Source organism: Methanolobus sp. ZRKC3 (assembly GCF_045291275.1).
Lineage (GTDB): Archaea > Halobacteriota > Methanosarcinia > Methanosarcinales > Methanosarcinaceae > Methanolobus.
Map to the genome: position 1 here is coordinate 1,610,421 of NZ_CP146982.1, position 15,888 is coordinate 1,626,308.

Consider the following 15,888-nt stretch of genomic DNA (forward strand, 5'->3'; position numbering starts at 1 on the left):
AATAAATAGTACAATGAATGTTTAATGCTACAAGTACTATAATAGTACAATAAGTACTATAATAATACTACACTTACTATAATAGTACTAGTTTTTCAGATAGTACTCATCCCGGGAAGACACCAGTGCCTTCAGGTTATCCAGAGGAGTTCGGGGTGCTACCCCACAGCTTGGAGCAAGTATATCCACACCATCTGCAATACACTTCTTTGCTTCAGCCCGCACATCATCAACAGATTTCCATAGAAGAGTTCCCGCAGATGAGACATTCCCTATAAGACACACCTTATCGCCCATTACCCTTTTAGCATGCTCCACATCCACCCGCTCCTCGATGCTGATACCTTCAAAACCTGATCGGGACATGGGGTCAAGTATCCACACCGCATCCCCACACATATGCAGTATAAGTAATCCCTTAGACCTGCGTGTCAGGTTCTTGTATTCAGGCAACACCATAGACTCAAAAAGTTGAGGTGGCATGAGGTCAGGCCCTGCACCTGATTCAGGCATACAGATAGCATCTGCACCATGATCCAGAATGGCATTGGAATATTCAAGGGATAATTCAACTCCGATACTAAGCATTTCCTTGAAGATATCCTCATCAGTAATCATCCATTCAAGATAATTGTTGGGACCTGCAAGAGCATATGCAATTGATGCCGGCCCAGGAGCACCTGCAACCAGTGGTACGTCATCACCTACTTTATCCCGAATGATCTCTGTTGCATTTAGTATGGTTTCAATCCTTTTATTATCCATCATATGCTCAATATCTATAGTCTTCAGGTCTTCTTTTACTTTGCATGGGAACCTGACAATAGAAGGCTGGGATTCCACCGTACCCTCAATTAGCACATCCAGAGGAAGTGGAGAAGTTATATCGAAAGGGTAACGAACAGCCTCAAAACCTGCAATTTCATGACCAGCTATAGCCAAAGCAGCCATTTTTTCAGCATTAAAGTGTGCTTCCGGCCAATAGGCACCAGTCATTTTCATCAGATCGATGGTTCCCGTTTGGGTAACAGAGCATACCGGAACCTTATCTGTCCTTTTCATTTTTATGGCTCGTATGAAACGATCCCTTAGTGTAATTTCAGCCATGTGGTCACCTGCATTTTTGCCTGAAGATACTAGCAGAATGTTCAAGAACTAATTAGAGATATTTTTTCCGTTGATGATACTTTAACTTAATTGATAAAAAAGACATTAAAGAGTGAGACCATCCGATCAGGTGATATATTCTCTCATTTAAAGGTGGTGATGATAAATAAGAGATTATGTCTAAGTTAGACTATTTAAACATACTGCCACAGTCAGATAAAAAACAATATGTTGCGGCGAGATAAAGAATAAGTTATTAACTCTAAATTCTGAATTAACGAATTCAAGAGAGCCTACTCAAGATTTTAATAAACATTTTCAGTATTTTTTGGCAAGCTTAATGCTTCAAAAGATTTAAGTATATTAGACCCAAATGAGAACAAATGCGCCGAAGCGAACGAAGGGACGATGAAAAAAAAGCATTAGACGACCTTAATCGTGATGACAGATACAGCATGGATCTGCAAAGAAGAGGAGTTAGCAAGCAGTTCTATGATTCAAACAGGATGGTAACCTGCCCAGAATGCGGTAAAACTTTCAATCTATTCTATTCAAGAGCAAAACTTTGTAGCGGTTGTCCAAAATCCGTTACAGGATGCGAACTTGCCTGTTGCGTTAATTGCCACACAGAGTTTCCACTGAATAGCGTTATGTCAAAAGGTGCTTCCAGGATGACATCCAATTACCTTGACAACGTAATTCAGCGCTACCACAGCACCTTTGGTGAAGACCCCAGAAGATAAAGGATTAAGTTTTAAAGTTGGTGACCATGCCAACTTTTTTTGAAGATCATGGAATTTCTAGTTGGAAAACGCAGAATCCATTTCAGAATGTTTTGTAGTCCAGTTTTCAGAACTTACCCATTTAAAGATGGAAAAAACAACTCATTAAAATGAGAATACCATGAAAACCGAATTGATAAGCACTGTGTTCCTTTCGGAAAAGAGGAAAAAAACGCTTCTTATGCTAATGGATGGCCCAGCTACCATCGATGAAATAAAGAGTTCATTGACAGGTACAGCCAGCGCAATAATGGCTCAGATCAAGATTTTGATCGAGCAGGGCCTTATAGAGCAAAAGGGTGACAAGTACCAATTGACCCATACAGGAAAAATAATCCTGATCAAAATTAAACCATTGGTTGAAACTCTTAATGTCCTGGAGAGGAACAAAGGGTACTGGGATAGCAGAGACCTGAGTGCAATTCCTGAAGATTTCCTTTACAGGATAGGCGATCTTGGAGAAGTGAATGTACTTGAACCTGACCTCAACCATCTATTTGAACCACCAGAGGAATTATCGGACAGTATAAGGCAATCTAAAAAAGTACAGTCCATGTTCACATTTTTTTGCCCGGCATGCCCAATTGACTATTCAGAACTGGCAGAAAAAAATATTCAGTTTGAACTCCTCATTACAAGATCAGTCCATAAACGTTTTGAAGAAGACTACAAAGAACAATACGATACAGTAATGGAAGCTGAAAACTCCAATGTTTATGTATGTGAAGATGATGCACTGAAAATAGGAGCACTCTCTGTAACAGATGACCTTGTACATATTGCGCTCTTTACCAAAGAAGGAACATGGGACCACAAAAAAGCAATCAGTTACAATGTCGGTGCACGTCAATGGTGTTCAGATCTTTTTGAGACCTACAAGAAAAATACAGAAATGGTCAAATAAAACTGTAAACAATTGTTTTCAGGCAAATTCAAATATGATCAAATTACTTTATTTTCCTGGCCCCTTTCTTACTATTTTCATGGATATCCTAGAAGTTATGGGATTTAATTTTTTGACATTCACCCCCACAACACAATAATATATAAAATTTCAAATACAAGTATAATATCAAATCATATTCTTTATATACGATAGTGCACGTATCATGCACAAGCGTATATGCCCCTGGATTTTTCTAGGTATAATATACAAATCATATTCATAAGGAGGATTTTTTTGTACGGAATTGCAATAGATTTGGGAACAAGTGGTTTTAGATTACAGCTTTTGGACCTTGAAACTAAGAACGTCATAAAAACAGTAATGACGATGAGACATCCTCTCCCAGGGGGGAATGTAACTGACCACCTTCATTTTGCCATTCATGTAGGACAGGATGTAACGCATCAGATAATGATGCTTACAATAAAGAAAATGCTGAATAGGTTGAATATTCCTCTTGAGCAGATCCAGAAAATGGTAGCATGTGGAAATCCAATTCAATTATCCCTCTTCCAGAACATAGAGATAAGGGACCTTGCATATGCCGGAAAGAACATGCAAAAGAGACTTGGTGTCGAGAACATCGAAAGAGGCATGAAAGTATACAATGGCAGTGACATTTTCAACAACATGCCAGAAATGCAGAACTGTGAGATCATTGTACTGCCATCCATCCAGCATGAGATTGGTGCAGATGCCCTTGCAATGATGATCAAGACCGACTTTATGGATGAAACTGAAATATCACTTGTTACCGATTACGGCACAAATGCTGAGATGGCGCTTAAAGTCGGAGATCGAATTATCACGGCAAGCGCAGCAGCAGGTCCTGCAATAGAAGGACAGGGAATCAAATGCGGAATGCTTGCAAGCCCTGGCGCAATATCTGATGTTAATGAAGAAGACGGACTCTGGAGAATTACCGTACTTGATGAGATGATGCAGGAGAAGAAAGGCCACCTCATTGATCCGGTTACAGGAAAGGTCAGCAAGGAAGGAGAAATTGAACCAAAGGGAATAACCGGCACTGGCGTTATTTCTGCAATCTCATTGGCCATCAGCACAGGACTTGTTGAAAAGCTACCTGAACTTCCAAACGGAAAATTAGTGCTTGGTGAAGACATCGAGATAAGTGATAAAGACATAGCAGAAGCAGGAAAAGCTATTGGTGCTATCAGAGCGGCACACCTGACCCTCCTTGTGGAATCCGGACTCAAATACAGCCAGCTTGTAAATATGTACATGTCAGGTGCATCAGGCACATACGTGGATGCTAACAAGGCAAGAGTGATCGGACTATGCCCCGGATTCTCAAAGAAGATAGTTCAGTTCGGTAACACGTCACTTGCACTTGCAAAAGATGTGATCTTCGGCAAATATGCACTGGACGAGATCAGCAAACTTGCACACAAGATAAAGGCAGATCACTTAATGATGGCTACCAATGACACATTCAAGGATATATACACATGCGAACTTGCATACTGGACCGAGGGCATGTCAATTGAAACATACAATGAGTTCCTGGAAGCATACGACCTGCCACGCCTACCAGAAATAGAACCATCCCCAATAATGGAGAGAAGGGCAACTAAGGATATAGAAGACACAGGTGCTGAAGAGATCGATGTCATAAATGACATGAACATAGTCATAGAGGAAGAAACGAAAGGCTGTCTGGAATGTAAGATCTGCGAAGCAGAATGCCCCGAGGATGCCCTCATGATCGTTCAAAAGAATGGAATCATGTGCGCCGAGTATACCGCACACCTCTGCCTGGGAATGAGCTGTAAGAGATGCGTGAGGATCTGCCCTTCAAAAGCTATAACTTATAGGAACATAAAGACTATTTCACATTAAGAATGTGAGTCCTATGTTTTTGCATAGGACAGCATACATTTTTAGACCAGGGTCTTTGAATCAGACCCTAACAACAACGGAGCCTATACATGGACCTAGAGACCATCCACAAAATGAGCCAGGAATTGATAGATAGCCTCAAATTGGAGACATCACCTGTTGCAGTTACCATCATACCAGCAGACAAGGAGATCCCTGAAGGTATAGAACAAGTGGAAAACGAGAAGCACCACTGCGGAATGATAGATGATGCCAGAAGGAAGAAAACCATAAGGTATGCACTTCTTGGTGATCAGAAATGTGATATTGGAGCAGCCGCGCTTGGGCTGAGCCAGAAATGCAATGAAATTGAAAAGGGAGATTTCTATTACTACCTCAATTGCTTCGGCAGTATCGATGCCGCAAGAAAAACGATGAAAGAGATGCCCATGATGCCTTCAAAGTCCGCAAAGGCCATCGTTTACGCACCCCTCGAAAAAACTCCGGTAAAGCCAAGTGTGGTAATCATTGTAGCTAATCCCGAAACTGTTATGCAGATATCCCAGACACTCCTTTACAATTCCGGCGGGAAGATAAATACAAGCTTCTCAGGCCTGCAGAGTTTCTGCTCAGAAAGTGTTGTTCACCCAATGCAGGAAAGACAGGTCAACATCAGTCTCGGATGCACAGGTAGCCGCATGTTTACAGAATTTGATAAAGACGAAATGATCATTGGCATCCCACCTGAAATGCTTGAGGACATGGTGGAGGGTGCTAAAAAGATGATATTTTAACAACAATTTGGTAATATACAGGGAAATTTTATCCCTGATACCTGTTTCCTTTTTTACTGTTTCATTTCCCCATAAATATTATAGAGAAAGGGAATCAAGAACTTTTTTTGCGACCTTCTTAACAGCATCGGAGCCAGATACTTTCACAGTTATATCAGCATACTTTTGATAAAGAGGGATACGCTCCCGGTAAAGGTCATGCAGAGTTCCATTTTTGAGACCGACAACGCCTCTGTCGGCAATATTAGAAAGCCTTCTTTTAAGAGTGGCAAATGGGACATCAAGAAAAACAACAGTAGATGTTCTTTTAAGGAAATCCATTGACCTTTCAGAATATACCACACTCCCACCAGTGGATATTATGCAGTTATCTTGTAACTCCAGAGATAAGATACATCCTTCCTCAATATCGATGAGAGCCATGTCACCCATCTCATCTATGAGAGACTGCAAAGCTTTACCAGTGCTATTCTCAATGAGATGGTCAGTATCAATAAATCCATATCCAAGCTGGCGGGCAAGGACTTTGCCCACTGTACTTTTACCCCCACCAGCCATACCTATCAAAGTAATGATCATTTAACCCCATACCCCAGTATTCATTCAGTTGATGCGTGACTAATTTGTCAGTGCCTGGATAGGAGCAGGAATCCTGCCACCCCGGGAAATAAATTCATCTGAGCTGAATTTACTGACTTGCATGACAGGAGCACTACCCAATAATCCGCCATATTCCACCATATCCCCAACATCTTTGCCAGGCACAGGTATGAGCCGTACAGCAGTCGTCTTCTTATTGACCATGCCAATAGCCATTTCATCTGCAATGATCGCAGAGATAGTAGATGCAGGAGTATCTCCGGGAACTGCTATCATATCAAGACCCACAGAACAGACACTTGTCATTGCCTCAAGTTTATCAAGACTAAGTGACCCTCTTTGAACTGCGCGTATCATGCCAGCATCCTCACTCACCGGAATAAATGCACCGCTTAGACCACCGACCGAAGATGAAGCCATAGCACCACCTTTTTTAACAGCATCGTTGAGCAGGGCAAGTGCGGCTGTTGTTCCATGAGTACCGCAGCTTTCCAGGCCCATTGCCTCAAGTATCGCAGCAACACTATCACCAATTGCAGGAGTGGGGGCAAGTGACAGGTCAAGGACACCAAATTGCGCATCAAGACGTCGTGCAGCCTCTTTGCCAACAACCTCACCCATTCGAGTGATCTTGAAAGCAGTTTTCTTTATACACTCGGCGATGTCATTGAGTGTTGCATTCTCAAGCCCGCGCACCGCAGAATTAACAACTCCGGGACCACTGACCCCTACGTTGATGCTGCATTCCGGCTCCCCGATCCCATGGAAAGCGCCTGCCATGAACGGATTGTCCTCAGGTGCATTTGCAAAGACAACGAGCTTTGCGCATCCGATACCACCATCTTGTCCGGTCATTTCAGCGGTTTCCTTGATGATCTTGCCCATCAAAGCCACTGCATCCATATTGATGCCTGCTTTGGTGGTTGCCACATTAACTGATGAACAGACTTTTTTAGTACTTGAAAGAGCCTTAGGTATGGAATTGATAAGTGCAAGGTCGCCCTTTGTCATACCCTTGTGCACCAGTGCAGTGAAGCCGCCAATGAAATCCACGCCCACATCTTCAGCAACCCGGTCAAGGGTCTTTGCAACGGAACTAAGATCATCCGACCTGCAGCTTTCTGCCACTATTGCAATAGGAGTAACTGATATTCTTTTATTGATGATGGGAATGCCATAAAGGGACTGAATTTCATCAGTGGTACTGACAAGGTCCTGAGCATAGCCAGTCATCTTCTCATATATATTTTCATTGAATACGTCGATGTCAGGATGGCAACAATCACGCAGGCTTATGCCCATGGTCACAGTTCGAATGTCAAAGTTCTCATTTGAAACCATTTTAATGGTTTCCATGATCTCCTCAGGATGGATAAGCATTGAAATACCACCTCATATCCTATGCATGAACCGGAATGTGTCCTCATGCTGAACCCTGACATCCACACCGAATTCATCACCTTTTTCAGACATTGTTTTTTGAAAAGATGCTAAATTGAAATTTGCCTCTTTTACCTCTGCAAGCATTATCATTGTAAACATATCTTCCATGATAGTCTGGCTGATATCAACAATATTCACATTGAAATCTGCCATCACCCCGGTAATACCTGAAACGATACCTATTTTGTCAACACCAATGACCGTAATTATAAACCGACTGGAAACCATAAATTTTACTTCCTTAGTAAGATGAAACGTCTGCTCCTATAATATGTTAAGTAGTATTTTGTTTTTGCCAATGGATAACAAAAACAGCAGATTAAAATATTACATTGTTAATTTTATTAAGAAATTTGAACTAAATTCAATATATACAATTTAAAGATATGAATTTGGAGATTTGGCACATATTGTTCGCATATTCGAATATATTGATATCAAAATATAATAACTATGCTAATTCATCATGGTTCATTACTACACATGAATTTTTAAGACAAACCTTTATATATAAATTTCATAATTGTTATTATGATGATGAATGAGCAGTGATGCTCAGATGAATCAAACTTTCAGGAGATACAATGGTTAAAATTGTACATGCACAAACTGTACTAACAGAGGATGAGTTGATGGCACTTAAAAAGAAGTGCAATGAATCATCAACAAAAGAAGCCTTAAGTATGGCAGTGCAACACTATCTCGAGTGCGAATATACCGACCTCGACGATAAAATGTGGACAAAAAAACTTGAAAAAGTAGTCCAGAAAAAAAAGCAGAAGAAAATTTAATTTTCTAATGAGAGAGGAACACACATGAGCAAAGCAAACCAATTCTTAGAAGAAGAGGATGCAGTATCCCCGGTCATCGGCGTAATTCTGATGGTCGCAATCACTGTAATCCTTGCTGCAGTTATCGCAGCATTCGTATTCGGCATGGGACCACCAGAACAGGCACCACAGGCAAGCATGAGAGGAAGTGCTGCTGATACTAGCGGAAGCTTCTCTGCAGTCATGATTGAACATCAGGGCGGAGATGAAATAGTACTTTCAACAACAAGCACTAAAATCACAGTCGAGGGAAATGATGTAGTCTATGATGATTCCGCCACAGGCGAGTTTACTGCTGGTGAACGCCTCTATGTGGTAAAGAATGCAAGTGCATACATGATTGGAACTACAGCAACCGATGGCGATTATGCTGGAACTGTTGGAGATGTTGGAACTACTGGCGACACAATCAACGTCAAGATGATTGACGTCAACAGCCAGCAGATGGTTTCTGACATGAACATCAGAATCTAAAATCAAAATCTTTGACGCATCTTGCGTCATCTTTTCTTTCTTTTTTGCATTTGTTTAAAAATCTATATATACTTTCCAGAACACCCCTTATATTATTATTTATAGGAAGTGGTTTTTATGGATTATGAAAGTTTATTGAAGGATTCCTGGAATCCCCTGAAGGAAAATATTGTTACTTATATTGTGGCTTTGTTAATAGCTGTCGTGGGATCTATACTGATCGTTACGATCGCGCCTCTGGCTTATGGAATAGGATACATGGCTGTGAAGGGAGCCAGAAAAGAGGCTGTTGAGATCAATGATGTTTTTGTGGGATTCAAGTCTGAGAATTTCCTCAGAAGCTGGATCTACGTTATAATTTATGCGGTTATCATCGCCGTAGCAAACTCTATCCACTCTATTGTTGGAACAGTGGTTGGAATACTGTTCATATTCGCTTTGCCATTACTGGTCATACGTGGATATGGGGGCGTAGATGCACTCAAAGAGAGTTTTGAACTTGTGAAGGACAATCCCTTTGAGAGTTTGATAATCTATGTGATCAACTTTGTTTTGATATTCATAGGCATACTTCTGCTTGGAATAGGAGTACTTGTGACTGCACCCCTGGGACAGATATTTGTTGCAAATGCAACCTTTGACCTGATAGGAGATAGAAATGCAAGTTCACCTGAGCAGTTTGTAGATTTATCAGGAGAAGAGGATGACAGCAGTAAATGGACAGTAGAATAAAGTTATTCTAAAATTGTTTGTAAATAATTATTTACAAACCTCTTTTTATTTTTTATTTAGGTCAGATACCGTAAATTTCAGCACCTTTCTTAACCTTTTCAATATCCCGGTCTATTACTGAAAGGCGATTTTTGTCAACCTTGATACCTGCAAGGCTCTCTATGAACCAGATAGACTTGATATGATCATCAGGAGTCAGTTTCCAGTCAGGTTTTTCCATATAGAAATCGATGCCATCGGCATAATGCATCAGTTCCATCTTGACTTCTTCTGTAAGCCAGCCAAGCTCTTCGTAATAGGACAATATCTCAGAAAGGTTATTCCTGCCAACAAGCCCCATGAGGAATTCCAGCCATTCCATGCACAATTTCATGTTGCTTGAATTCTTGATAATATTGGAAAGATGGACATTATGACCAAATCCCTTGTAACTATTCCCGCCAAGCCTTTTCAATTCCGAATCAAGGTATTCAGTTACAGAGCTTATACTTTTAGCAAGTTCATTGACCTTCTGTTCAGAATTCACCTTTAATGACTCTACCTCAGAAGAGGATCTGCCAAATTCATCCACCAGCGAGGAAATGGATTTAGCCAGTTCCCTGGAAGTTGAAGTATATCCACCCTGTACAGATTCAATACGAGCAAAGCGTTCTTCGAATTGCCCCAGTGCATCAATTGATTTTTCAAGTTTAGATATCCGTAACTCACTTGTTTCAGAGGATTCGTGCACCTGCACCAGCAGAGCAGTATAGGAATTCACAAGTTCGGCAATGCTTTCCTCTATTCTACTAAAGTCAGACCGCATTGACTCCTTATCGGATTTGATAACATGTAGTGTACTTTCAATATCTCCGATATTTTCTTCAATAGAGACTACTTTCTCACCCAATAATTCTAAATTGACATTTGCACTTGACAGCAGTTCCGCATCTTTTTCGCCTCGTGATAAAACAGAACCCATATCTGAAACTGTGTCGGAGAGGCTGGAAACATTGCCCTCGATATCCTCAAACCTCGATAGTGCAAATTCAAGGCGAAGTTTTACATCCTGAACATCGACTGAAATATCTTTTACAAACTCAATGTCCTGTTTAGATATAGGATTTGCAAAATTAGACAAAGCAGCAGTATCCTTTCCAGGTATTTCAGAAAGAACTGATATCGAGTCATTTTCTAGTACTGCATTATCACCTACATCAGGTATTGTTTTGTTATCGCGGATGCCATCAATACCCATTCCGGCATTGATACCGTTTTCTCCCAAGGGATTATCGGACAAAGACGAAATGATACCCCCATCTAACGCACCCACGGTTATTGGTGCTGAGCCATCCGGCCCTGAAGATAGCATACCATCTATTTTGTACTCATCCTGAACCTCAAAGAGAGGTTCTTCAATGGGTGTTATTTTTCGGATAGAATCTGAATCAAATGTTTCTGGAATGGGATCATTTCGAGAGTCCTCTACAGTATCCTTTGTTCCATTATAAGCCTGAGATTGAACTTGCGGCTGTGCCGGGAGCGCATCTGCAAATGGATTGTCCGTAGGAGAAACAGGTGAACCTATATTGGAAAATGGATCGACCACTTTAGATCTAGAATCAAAGGGAGAAGGTTCATTCTGCCCACCGGGAACTGCATCATCCTGGAAATCTTGCATCCTATCGATCAAACTCTTCCCCCGCGTCAAACTCCTAAACAAGGACTTTAACGCAATACCCATACCATCCAGGTTCTTTACGATACCTTCGATTTTTATTGATGACATAATTAAATTTGAAGACTCCAATGGACCATCCTTTACAGGAGCTGCGCCCGGGAATGGACCATCTCCCCCAGAAGAAGGTGGGAAAGGGCCACCAACGGGACCAGGAGCAGGCGGGAAAGGACCATCAACGGGACCAGGAGTAGGCGGGAAAGGACCATCAACGGGACCAGGAGAAGGTGGGAACGGATTACCAACAGGACCAGAAGCAGATGGGAAAGGACTGTCAACAGGACCAGAAGCAGGTGGGAGAGGGCTACTAACAGGAGCATGAGCAGGAGGGAAGGGATTATCCATACTCGAAGGTGCAGAGATAAAAGGAGAATCCACTGAAGTTTTTGCTTCAAATGAACTCGACTGAGGTAACTCAGTATTTTCAAATTCAGGAATTGACACAGCACCTAAATCATTAATAGGACCCTCATCTTCCAAAAATACGGGATTGAATAAAGGAGGTGGAGATTTCCGGACCGAATTTTCAGGTAATTGGGGATTAGGGCTATTTGATACATTTTGTGAAATAGAGGATATATCAAATACAGGCGGTTTAGACACAGGAACTACATCTTCCTGAACTTGGTTGACCACAGGAGATTGACTTGCAAATGCTGGGATAATGTCACCGGAAATGGCATTGGAATCCACAGCATTGTTTAAAGTTTCGAGAAAAGGAGGAAGTACAACACTGGTTTCATCACTTTTCTCAGATAAGAATGAAGGAACCTCCAGCTGCACCTCTTCCATTGAATCTTCTGCAAATGCATTGGCAAGAAGATTGGAGATATTTGGTGCTGCCCCAGAGGTTATGGGACTATCCATACCTGGATTCATTTTGCTTGATGATTCTTTATTTGAATCTTTTTTTGTTTCCCACGGAAATTCACTCATAAAAACCAACTGCAATAAGAAAAATATATTTTTATATACACTCGATTATTATATGTCAAATATTTATATAAGACTTGCCATTGGAAAACAAAAGACATACATCAAACAGATATGGGCTTGAAAACAAAAAAAAGAAGGTGTGAATAATTCAATATGAGGAGCACTAAAAAGTGCTACAATTACTCACTTTTTGATACCTTGGCATTGGATATGGAATAACGTACGAGACCTTCGATATCCAGATCTTCTTCTTCCTTCGTAAGTGAATCATGTTTTGCTTTGACCTCAGGGTGGATAGGAACAGCCAGACAACTACCAGCAGGTTGTATGGAAATATCATATGTGCCAATTCTCCTTGCAATATCGATTATTTCAGTCTTATCAAGACCAATGAGTGGATGATACAGAGGGACACTAAGGCCAGAAATTTCAGCATACATGTTCTCCGAGGTCTGTGATGCCACCTGACCAAGAGATGATCCCGTAATCACGCCTGAAGCACCTTCTATTTTCATTATTTCGAATGCTATCCTGTACATAGTTCGTTTACAGAGCACACACGTCTTTTTGCGCTCACAGCCATCAATGAACATCTTCAAGTTGGCACCGTTTGGTACTTCGTATATCTTGAAAGGATGACCGGGACACCATTTTTGGAGCTGGGCAATACAGTCCATGGTCCGCTGCCTTGCACGCTCGTCACTATATGGCTCATTGTTACAGTAAACAGGGATTATCTCTACTCCTCTTTTCATAAGCAACCAGGTTGCAACAGGAGAATCTATACCTCCGGATACAAGAGAGACCATCTTTCCCTGAGTTCCTATTGGCAAGCCTCCAACACCGTCAGAAGTCTCTGTAAAGATATAGGCTTTATTCTGACGCATTTCCACAAGTATCTCTTTGTCAGGATTACTCAGATCAACAGAAGGTGCTATACCCTTTGACTCCAGCATATGCCACACAGCATCCCCACATTTCACTGCAAGTTCATGGGATGAGAAACTGTGGTTCCCGGAACGTCTTGCCCTTATGGCAAAGGATTCACCATCCTTTACAAAACCATCGGCTACAGAAGCACATGTGCTTGCAGCTGATTCAATGGTAGCATCAGATATAATAGCATGAGAGGCTGACACCACACCAAATACATCTGCAGCTGCCCTTGATGCATTCTGGTCAGCAGTATGAATAAATATACGGCCCCATTCACGACTGATATTAGAATAGGAGATTGCGCGCGATTTCAGCATTGCTGCAATATTTCTCACCAGGGTTTTCTCATATCGGTTCCTTACACCAGCACTTTTCAGGGCAAGTTCCCCATATCTGACAATAACTACATCGATCATTAACTAATAATCATAGGACATGATAATTAAACTTATTCGATAAAGAAAGAGATTAAAAAAATAGTTATACAGAGTAATCATCTTCTGATAGCAAAATCAGGATATTCCCCTGACATATCAGACCATTCAACATTCACATCTTCAACATTGGAACGTTGCGGACCCACATAAAGGAATTCGACAAGGGTTTTGACATCTGCGCGATTGCCTTCTGCAACAAGCATAACCCTGCCATCCGGAAGATTCTGCACAAACCCTTTCAAACCAAGATCCACTGCATGGTCCCGGGTGAACTTCCTGAAATAAACACCCTGCACTTTACCCGATACAAAAATAGTTGCAGAGGCAATAGCCCCTGCTTCTGCATTACCCTGAGCCATAAATAATAATTTGGCTGAGCTTATAAGAACTTTGGCCTCATGGATACCATCTTTGCCAGAGGCAGACCCTTGTATGGCATACCTTCAACCTCAGCAAGTACCCTTGCATTGAGTTGCGCTGGTGTCATTGAAACCTTTACAGGTTTTTTCGGCTCAGATTCTGCCCTGATGGTTACGTTAATATTGCCGGATTCCACTTCCTGGTCCCCGATAACAACAACATAAGGAATCCATTCACGTCCAGCCTCACGGACCCTCTTGCCAACAGTATCACTACGGTCGTCAATATCAACACGACAGTTGAGCTGCTCCGAAACCTGCTGAGCAAATTCCATGTGCTCCTCAGCTATGGGTATGATCCTGACCTGGGTGGGCGATAACCACAATGGAAGGATTGGTACGCCACCTGCTTCTGCCTTCATGGCTTCCTTTTCCAGAAGACCATAGATACAGCGCTCAATGGCACCACTTGGTGAGCAATGGAGGATCACAGGTCTATTTGCCTCACCATTACTATCTATATAATTGATATCATACCTTTCTGCATTCTCAACATCGATCTGTACAGTTGAAAGCGCACTTGCCTTTGCGAGAGCATCCACGAAATTGAACTCGAACTTGAGTACAAAATAGAAGAAACGTGTGTCCCACATTTCTATAAGCACAGGTTTATTGACAGTTCTTGCAAGGTTGGTTATGAAATCTTTGTTCTCGTTATAGAAATCCCTTGTAAACCTGATGGCTACCTCAAAATCATCGAGCTTGATGCCTATTTTATCAAGTACGGATATGCACATGTTATATTGATCATCGAACTGGGAGATCGCCTGTTCCATGTCAGTACAAAGACTGTGCATATCAGGCATAGTGAATGCGCGAAGACGCCTGAGTCCTACGAGTTCTCCACGCTGTTCCTTACGGAAACTGTAGCGGGTCATTTCGATCATCTTCATTGGCAGGTTCTTGTAGGAAATGGTCATATCATGATTCATGAGGAATTGACCGAAACATGCGGCAAACCTCAGGAACATATGCCTCTTGTCAGATTCTATGGAGTACTGGCGAGCAGGGAACCTATCGAGATACTTCTTCAATGTAGGATGGTTCATGTCATACATCAGAGGAGTCTCAACCTCCATTGCCCCTGTCTTTGCAGACTCATCCAGGACATAGGACTCCAGCAATGACTTCATCAACCTGCCTTTAGGATAATAACGCATGTTACCGGAATCAGATCCGGGCTCATAATCGGCAATCTCAAGCCTGCGCATGAGTTCCACATGAGGAGGAGCCCTTTCAACTGCTCTCTTTTTGGAGATCTCATAATCTACGAATTTGCCCAGATTCTCATGACCGGTGAAATCGAAGTTCTCAGCATCATGCAACTCCCCATCCGGAGTGAGCACATGCCAGTATGATTTTGCAGTACTCTCTGCTTTAAGAGCCTCGGAAACAACTTCCGGCTTTTCAGATTCGCATATTACAGACTCACCGCATGATGGACTTTTTCCTTCTGGCACGATGGAACGGGAAAGCTCGGAAAGAGGATGACCCTTACAACTGACCTTAAATGCCTTGTACCAGCCAAATGGCGCTCTCTTGACATTGAAATCCCCCGCAAGCTCTTTCTCAATGCCTTTGAGAACTGAGATAGCTACCTTAGGAGAAGAAAGATCAGAACTCAGGTGAGCATAAGGATAGACCATTACATTCTCAGCTTTTACCTGGCCAGCTATATTTCTTATCTCAGCCACGGCTTTGCATATAACCTCATCAACGCTGGACTCGTCTATCTTTTCCACGGCTATAAAGGCAGTAAGAGCCTCATCAAGTCTTCCTGTCTTGAAGGATTCTTCGATCTCTTCTGCAACAGGAGTGCTTTTTTTCACTTCATATTCAATGTAATCAGAATGGATTAATAATAATTGCATAAGTTCACCTTTCAGTAGTCTGCTA

The 15,888-nt window shown here is 41.8% G+C and carries 15 protein-coding genes; 7 read left to right on the forward strand and 8 right to left on the reverse strand.

Translation table 11 applies throughout. The features are described from left to right. Positions 1 to 87: 87 nt before the first annotated feature. Positions 88 to 1,107, reverse strand: a complete 1,020-nt coding sequence (gene mtaA, locus V7O66_RS08125) for a methylcobamide:CoM methyltransferase MtaA (RefSeq protein ID WP_406659806.1) — start codon at positions 1,105 to 1,107, stop codon at positions 88 to 90. A gap of 383 nt (positions 1,108 to 1,490) precedes the next feature. Between mtaA and V7O66_RS08130 the strand changes: the two genes are divergently transcribed. From V7O66_RS08130 to V7O66_RS08145, 4 genes are all read left to right on the forward strand, one after another. Then, entirely contained in the window at positions 1,491 to 1,850 is a 360-nt protein-coding gene (locus V7O66_RS08130) for a hypothetical protein (RefSeq protein WP_406659807.1), read from the forward strand. Positions 1,851 to 2,010: 160 nt separating this feature from the next. Then, on the forward strand, positions 2,011 to 2,793 hold the full coding sequence (locus tag V7O66_RS08135) for a helix-turn-helix transcriptional regulator (RefSeq protein ID WP_406659808.1): 783 nt from the start codon (positions 2,011 to 2,013) through the stop codon (positions 2,791 to 2,793). 276 nt (positions 2,794 to 3,069) lie between these two features. After that, on the forward strand, positions 3,070 to 4,695 hold the full coding sequence (locus V7O66_RS08140) for a methylamine methyltransferase corrinoid protein reductive activase (protein WP_406659809.1): 1,626 nt from the start codon (positions 3,070 to 3,072) through the stop codon (positions 4,693 to 4,695). Between the two features lie 89 nt (positions 4,696 to 4,784). Next, positions 4,785 to 5,468 (forward strand): DUF169 domain-containing protein, encoded by a 684-nt coding sequence (locus V7O66_RS08145; protein ID WP_406659810.1) that lies wholly within the window; start codon positions 4,785 to 4,787, stop codon positions 5,466 to 5,468. 78 nt (positions 5,469 to 5,546) lie between these two features. Here V7O66_RS08145 and V7O66_RS08150 read toward each other — a convergent pair whose 3' ends face one another. Genes V7O66_RS08150 through V7O66_RS08160 form a run of 3 tightly spaced genes read right to left on the reverse strand, consistent with a single transcriptional unit; the run spans position 5,547 to position 7,739 of the window. Then, positions 5,547 to 6,047 (reverse strand): shikimate kinase, encoded by a 501-nt coding sequence (locus tag V7O66_RS08150; protein WP_406659811.1) that lies wholly within the window; start codon positions 6,045 to 6,047, stop codon positions 5,547 to 5,549. Positions 6,048 to 6,086: 39 nt separating this feature from the next. Then, positions 6,087 to 7,448, reverse strand: coding sequence for a PFL family protein (locus V7O66_RS08155; protein ID WP_406659812.1), 1,362 nt, complete (start codon positions 7,446 to 7,448; stop codon positions 6,087 to 6,089). A gap of 12 nt (positions 7,449 to 7,460) precedes the next feature. After that, on the reverse strand, positions 7,461 to 7,739 hold the full coding sequence (locus V7O66_RS08160; protein WP_406659813.1) for an ACT domain-containing protein: 279 nt from the start codon (positions 7,737 to 7,739) through the stop codon (positions 7,461 to 7,463). Positions 7,740 to 8,095: 356 nt separating this feature from the next. On the opposite strand from V7O66_RS08160, the gene V7O66_RS08165 reads away from it, so the two are divergent. The 3 genes from V7O66_RS08165 to V7O66_RS08175 all read left to right on the forward strand — a co-directional run bounded on the left by V7O66_RS08165 (position 8,096) and on the right by V7O66_RS08175 (position 9,547). Next, entirely contained in the window at positions 8,096 to 8,302 is a 207-nt protein-coding gene (locus V7O66_RS08165; RefSeq protein ID WP_406659814.1) for a DUF5371 family protein, read from the forward strand. Positions 8,303 to 8,326: 24 nt separating this feature from the next. Next, positions 8,327 to 8,815 (forward strand): type IV pilin, encoded by a 489-nt coding sequence (locus tag V7O66_RS08170; protein ID WP_406659815.1) that lies wholly within the window; start codon positions 8,327 to 8,329, stop codon positions 8,813 to 8,815. Between the two features lie 117 nt (positions 8,816 to 8,932). Next, positions 8,933 to 9,547, forward strand: coding sequence for a glycerophosphoryl diester phosphodiesterase membrane domain-containing protein (locus tag V7O66_RS08175; protein ID WP_406659816.1), 615 nt, complete (start codon positions 8,933 to 8,935; stop codon positions 9,545 to 9,547). Positions 9,548 to 9,608: 61 nt separating this feature from the next. Here the strand turns inward: V7O66_RS08175 and V7O66_RS08180 are convergent, their stop codons facing one another. From V7O66_RS08180 to V7O66_RS08195, 4 genes are all read right to left on the reverse strand, one after another. Then, positions 9,609 to 12,200 (reverse strand): FlaD/FlaE family flagellar protein, encoded by a 2,592-nt coding sequence (locus tag V7O66_RS08180; RefSeq protein WP_406659817.1) that lies wholly within the window; start codon positions 12,198 to 12,200, stop codon positions 9,609 to 9,611. Between the two features lie 179 nt (positions 12,201 to 12,379). Next, positions 12,380 to 13,552: a tRNA uracil 4-sulfurtransferase ThiI gene (gene thiI, locus V7O66_RS08185; protein WP_406659818.1), complete on the reverse strand. Its 1,173-nt coding sequence runs from the start codon at positions 13,550 to 13,552 to the stop codon at positions 12,380 to 12,382. Between the two features lie 77 nt (positions 13,553 to 13,629). After that, positions 13,630 to 13,932, reverse strand: a complete 303-nt coding sequence (locus V7O66_RS08190; protein ID WP_406659819.1) for an acylphosphatase — start codon at positions 13,930 to 13,932, stop codon at positions 13,630 to 13,632. A 20-nt stretch (positions 13,933 to 13,952) separates the two neighbouring features. Continuing rightward, positions 13,953 to 15,863, reverse strand: coding sequence for a threonine--tRNA ligase (locus V7O66_RS08195; RefSeq protein ID WP_406659820.1), 1,911 nt, complete (start codon positions 15,861 to 15,863; stop codon positions 13,953 to 13,955). Positions 15,864 to 15,888 lie beyond the last annotated feature (25 nt).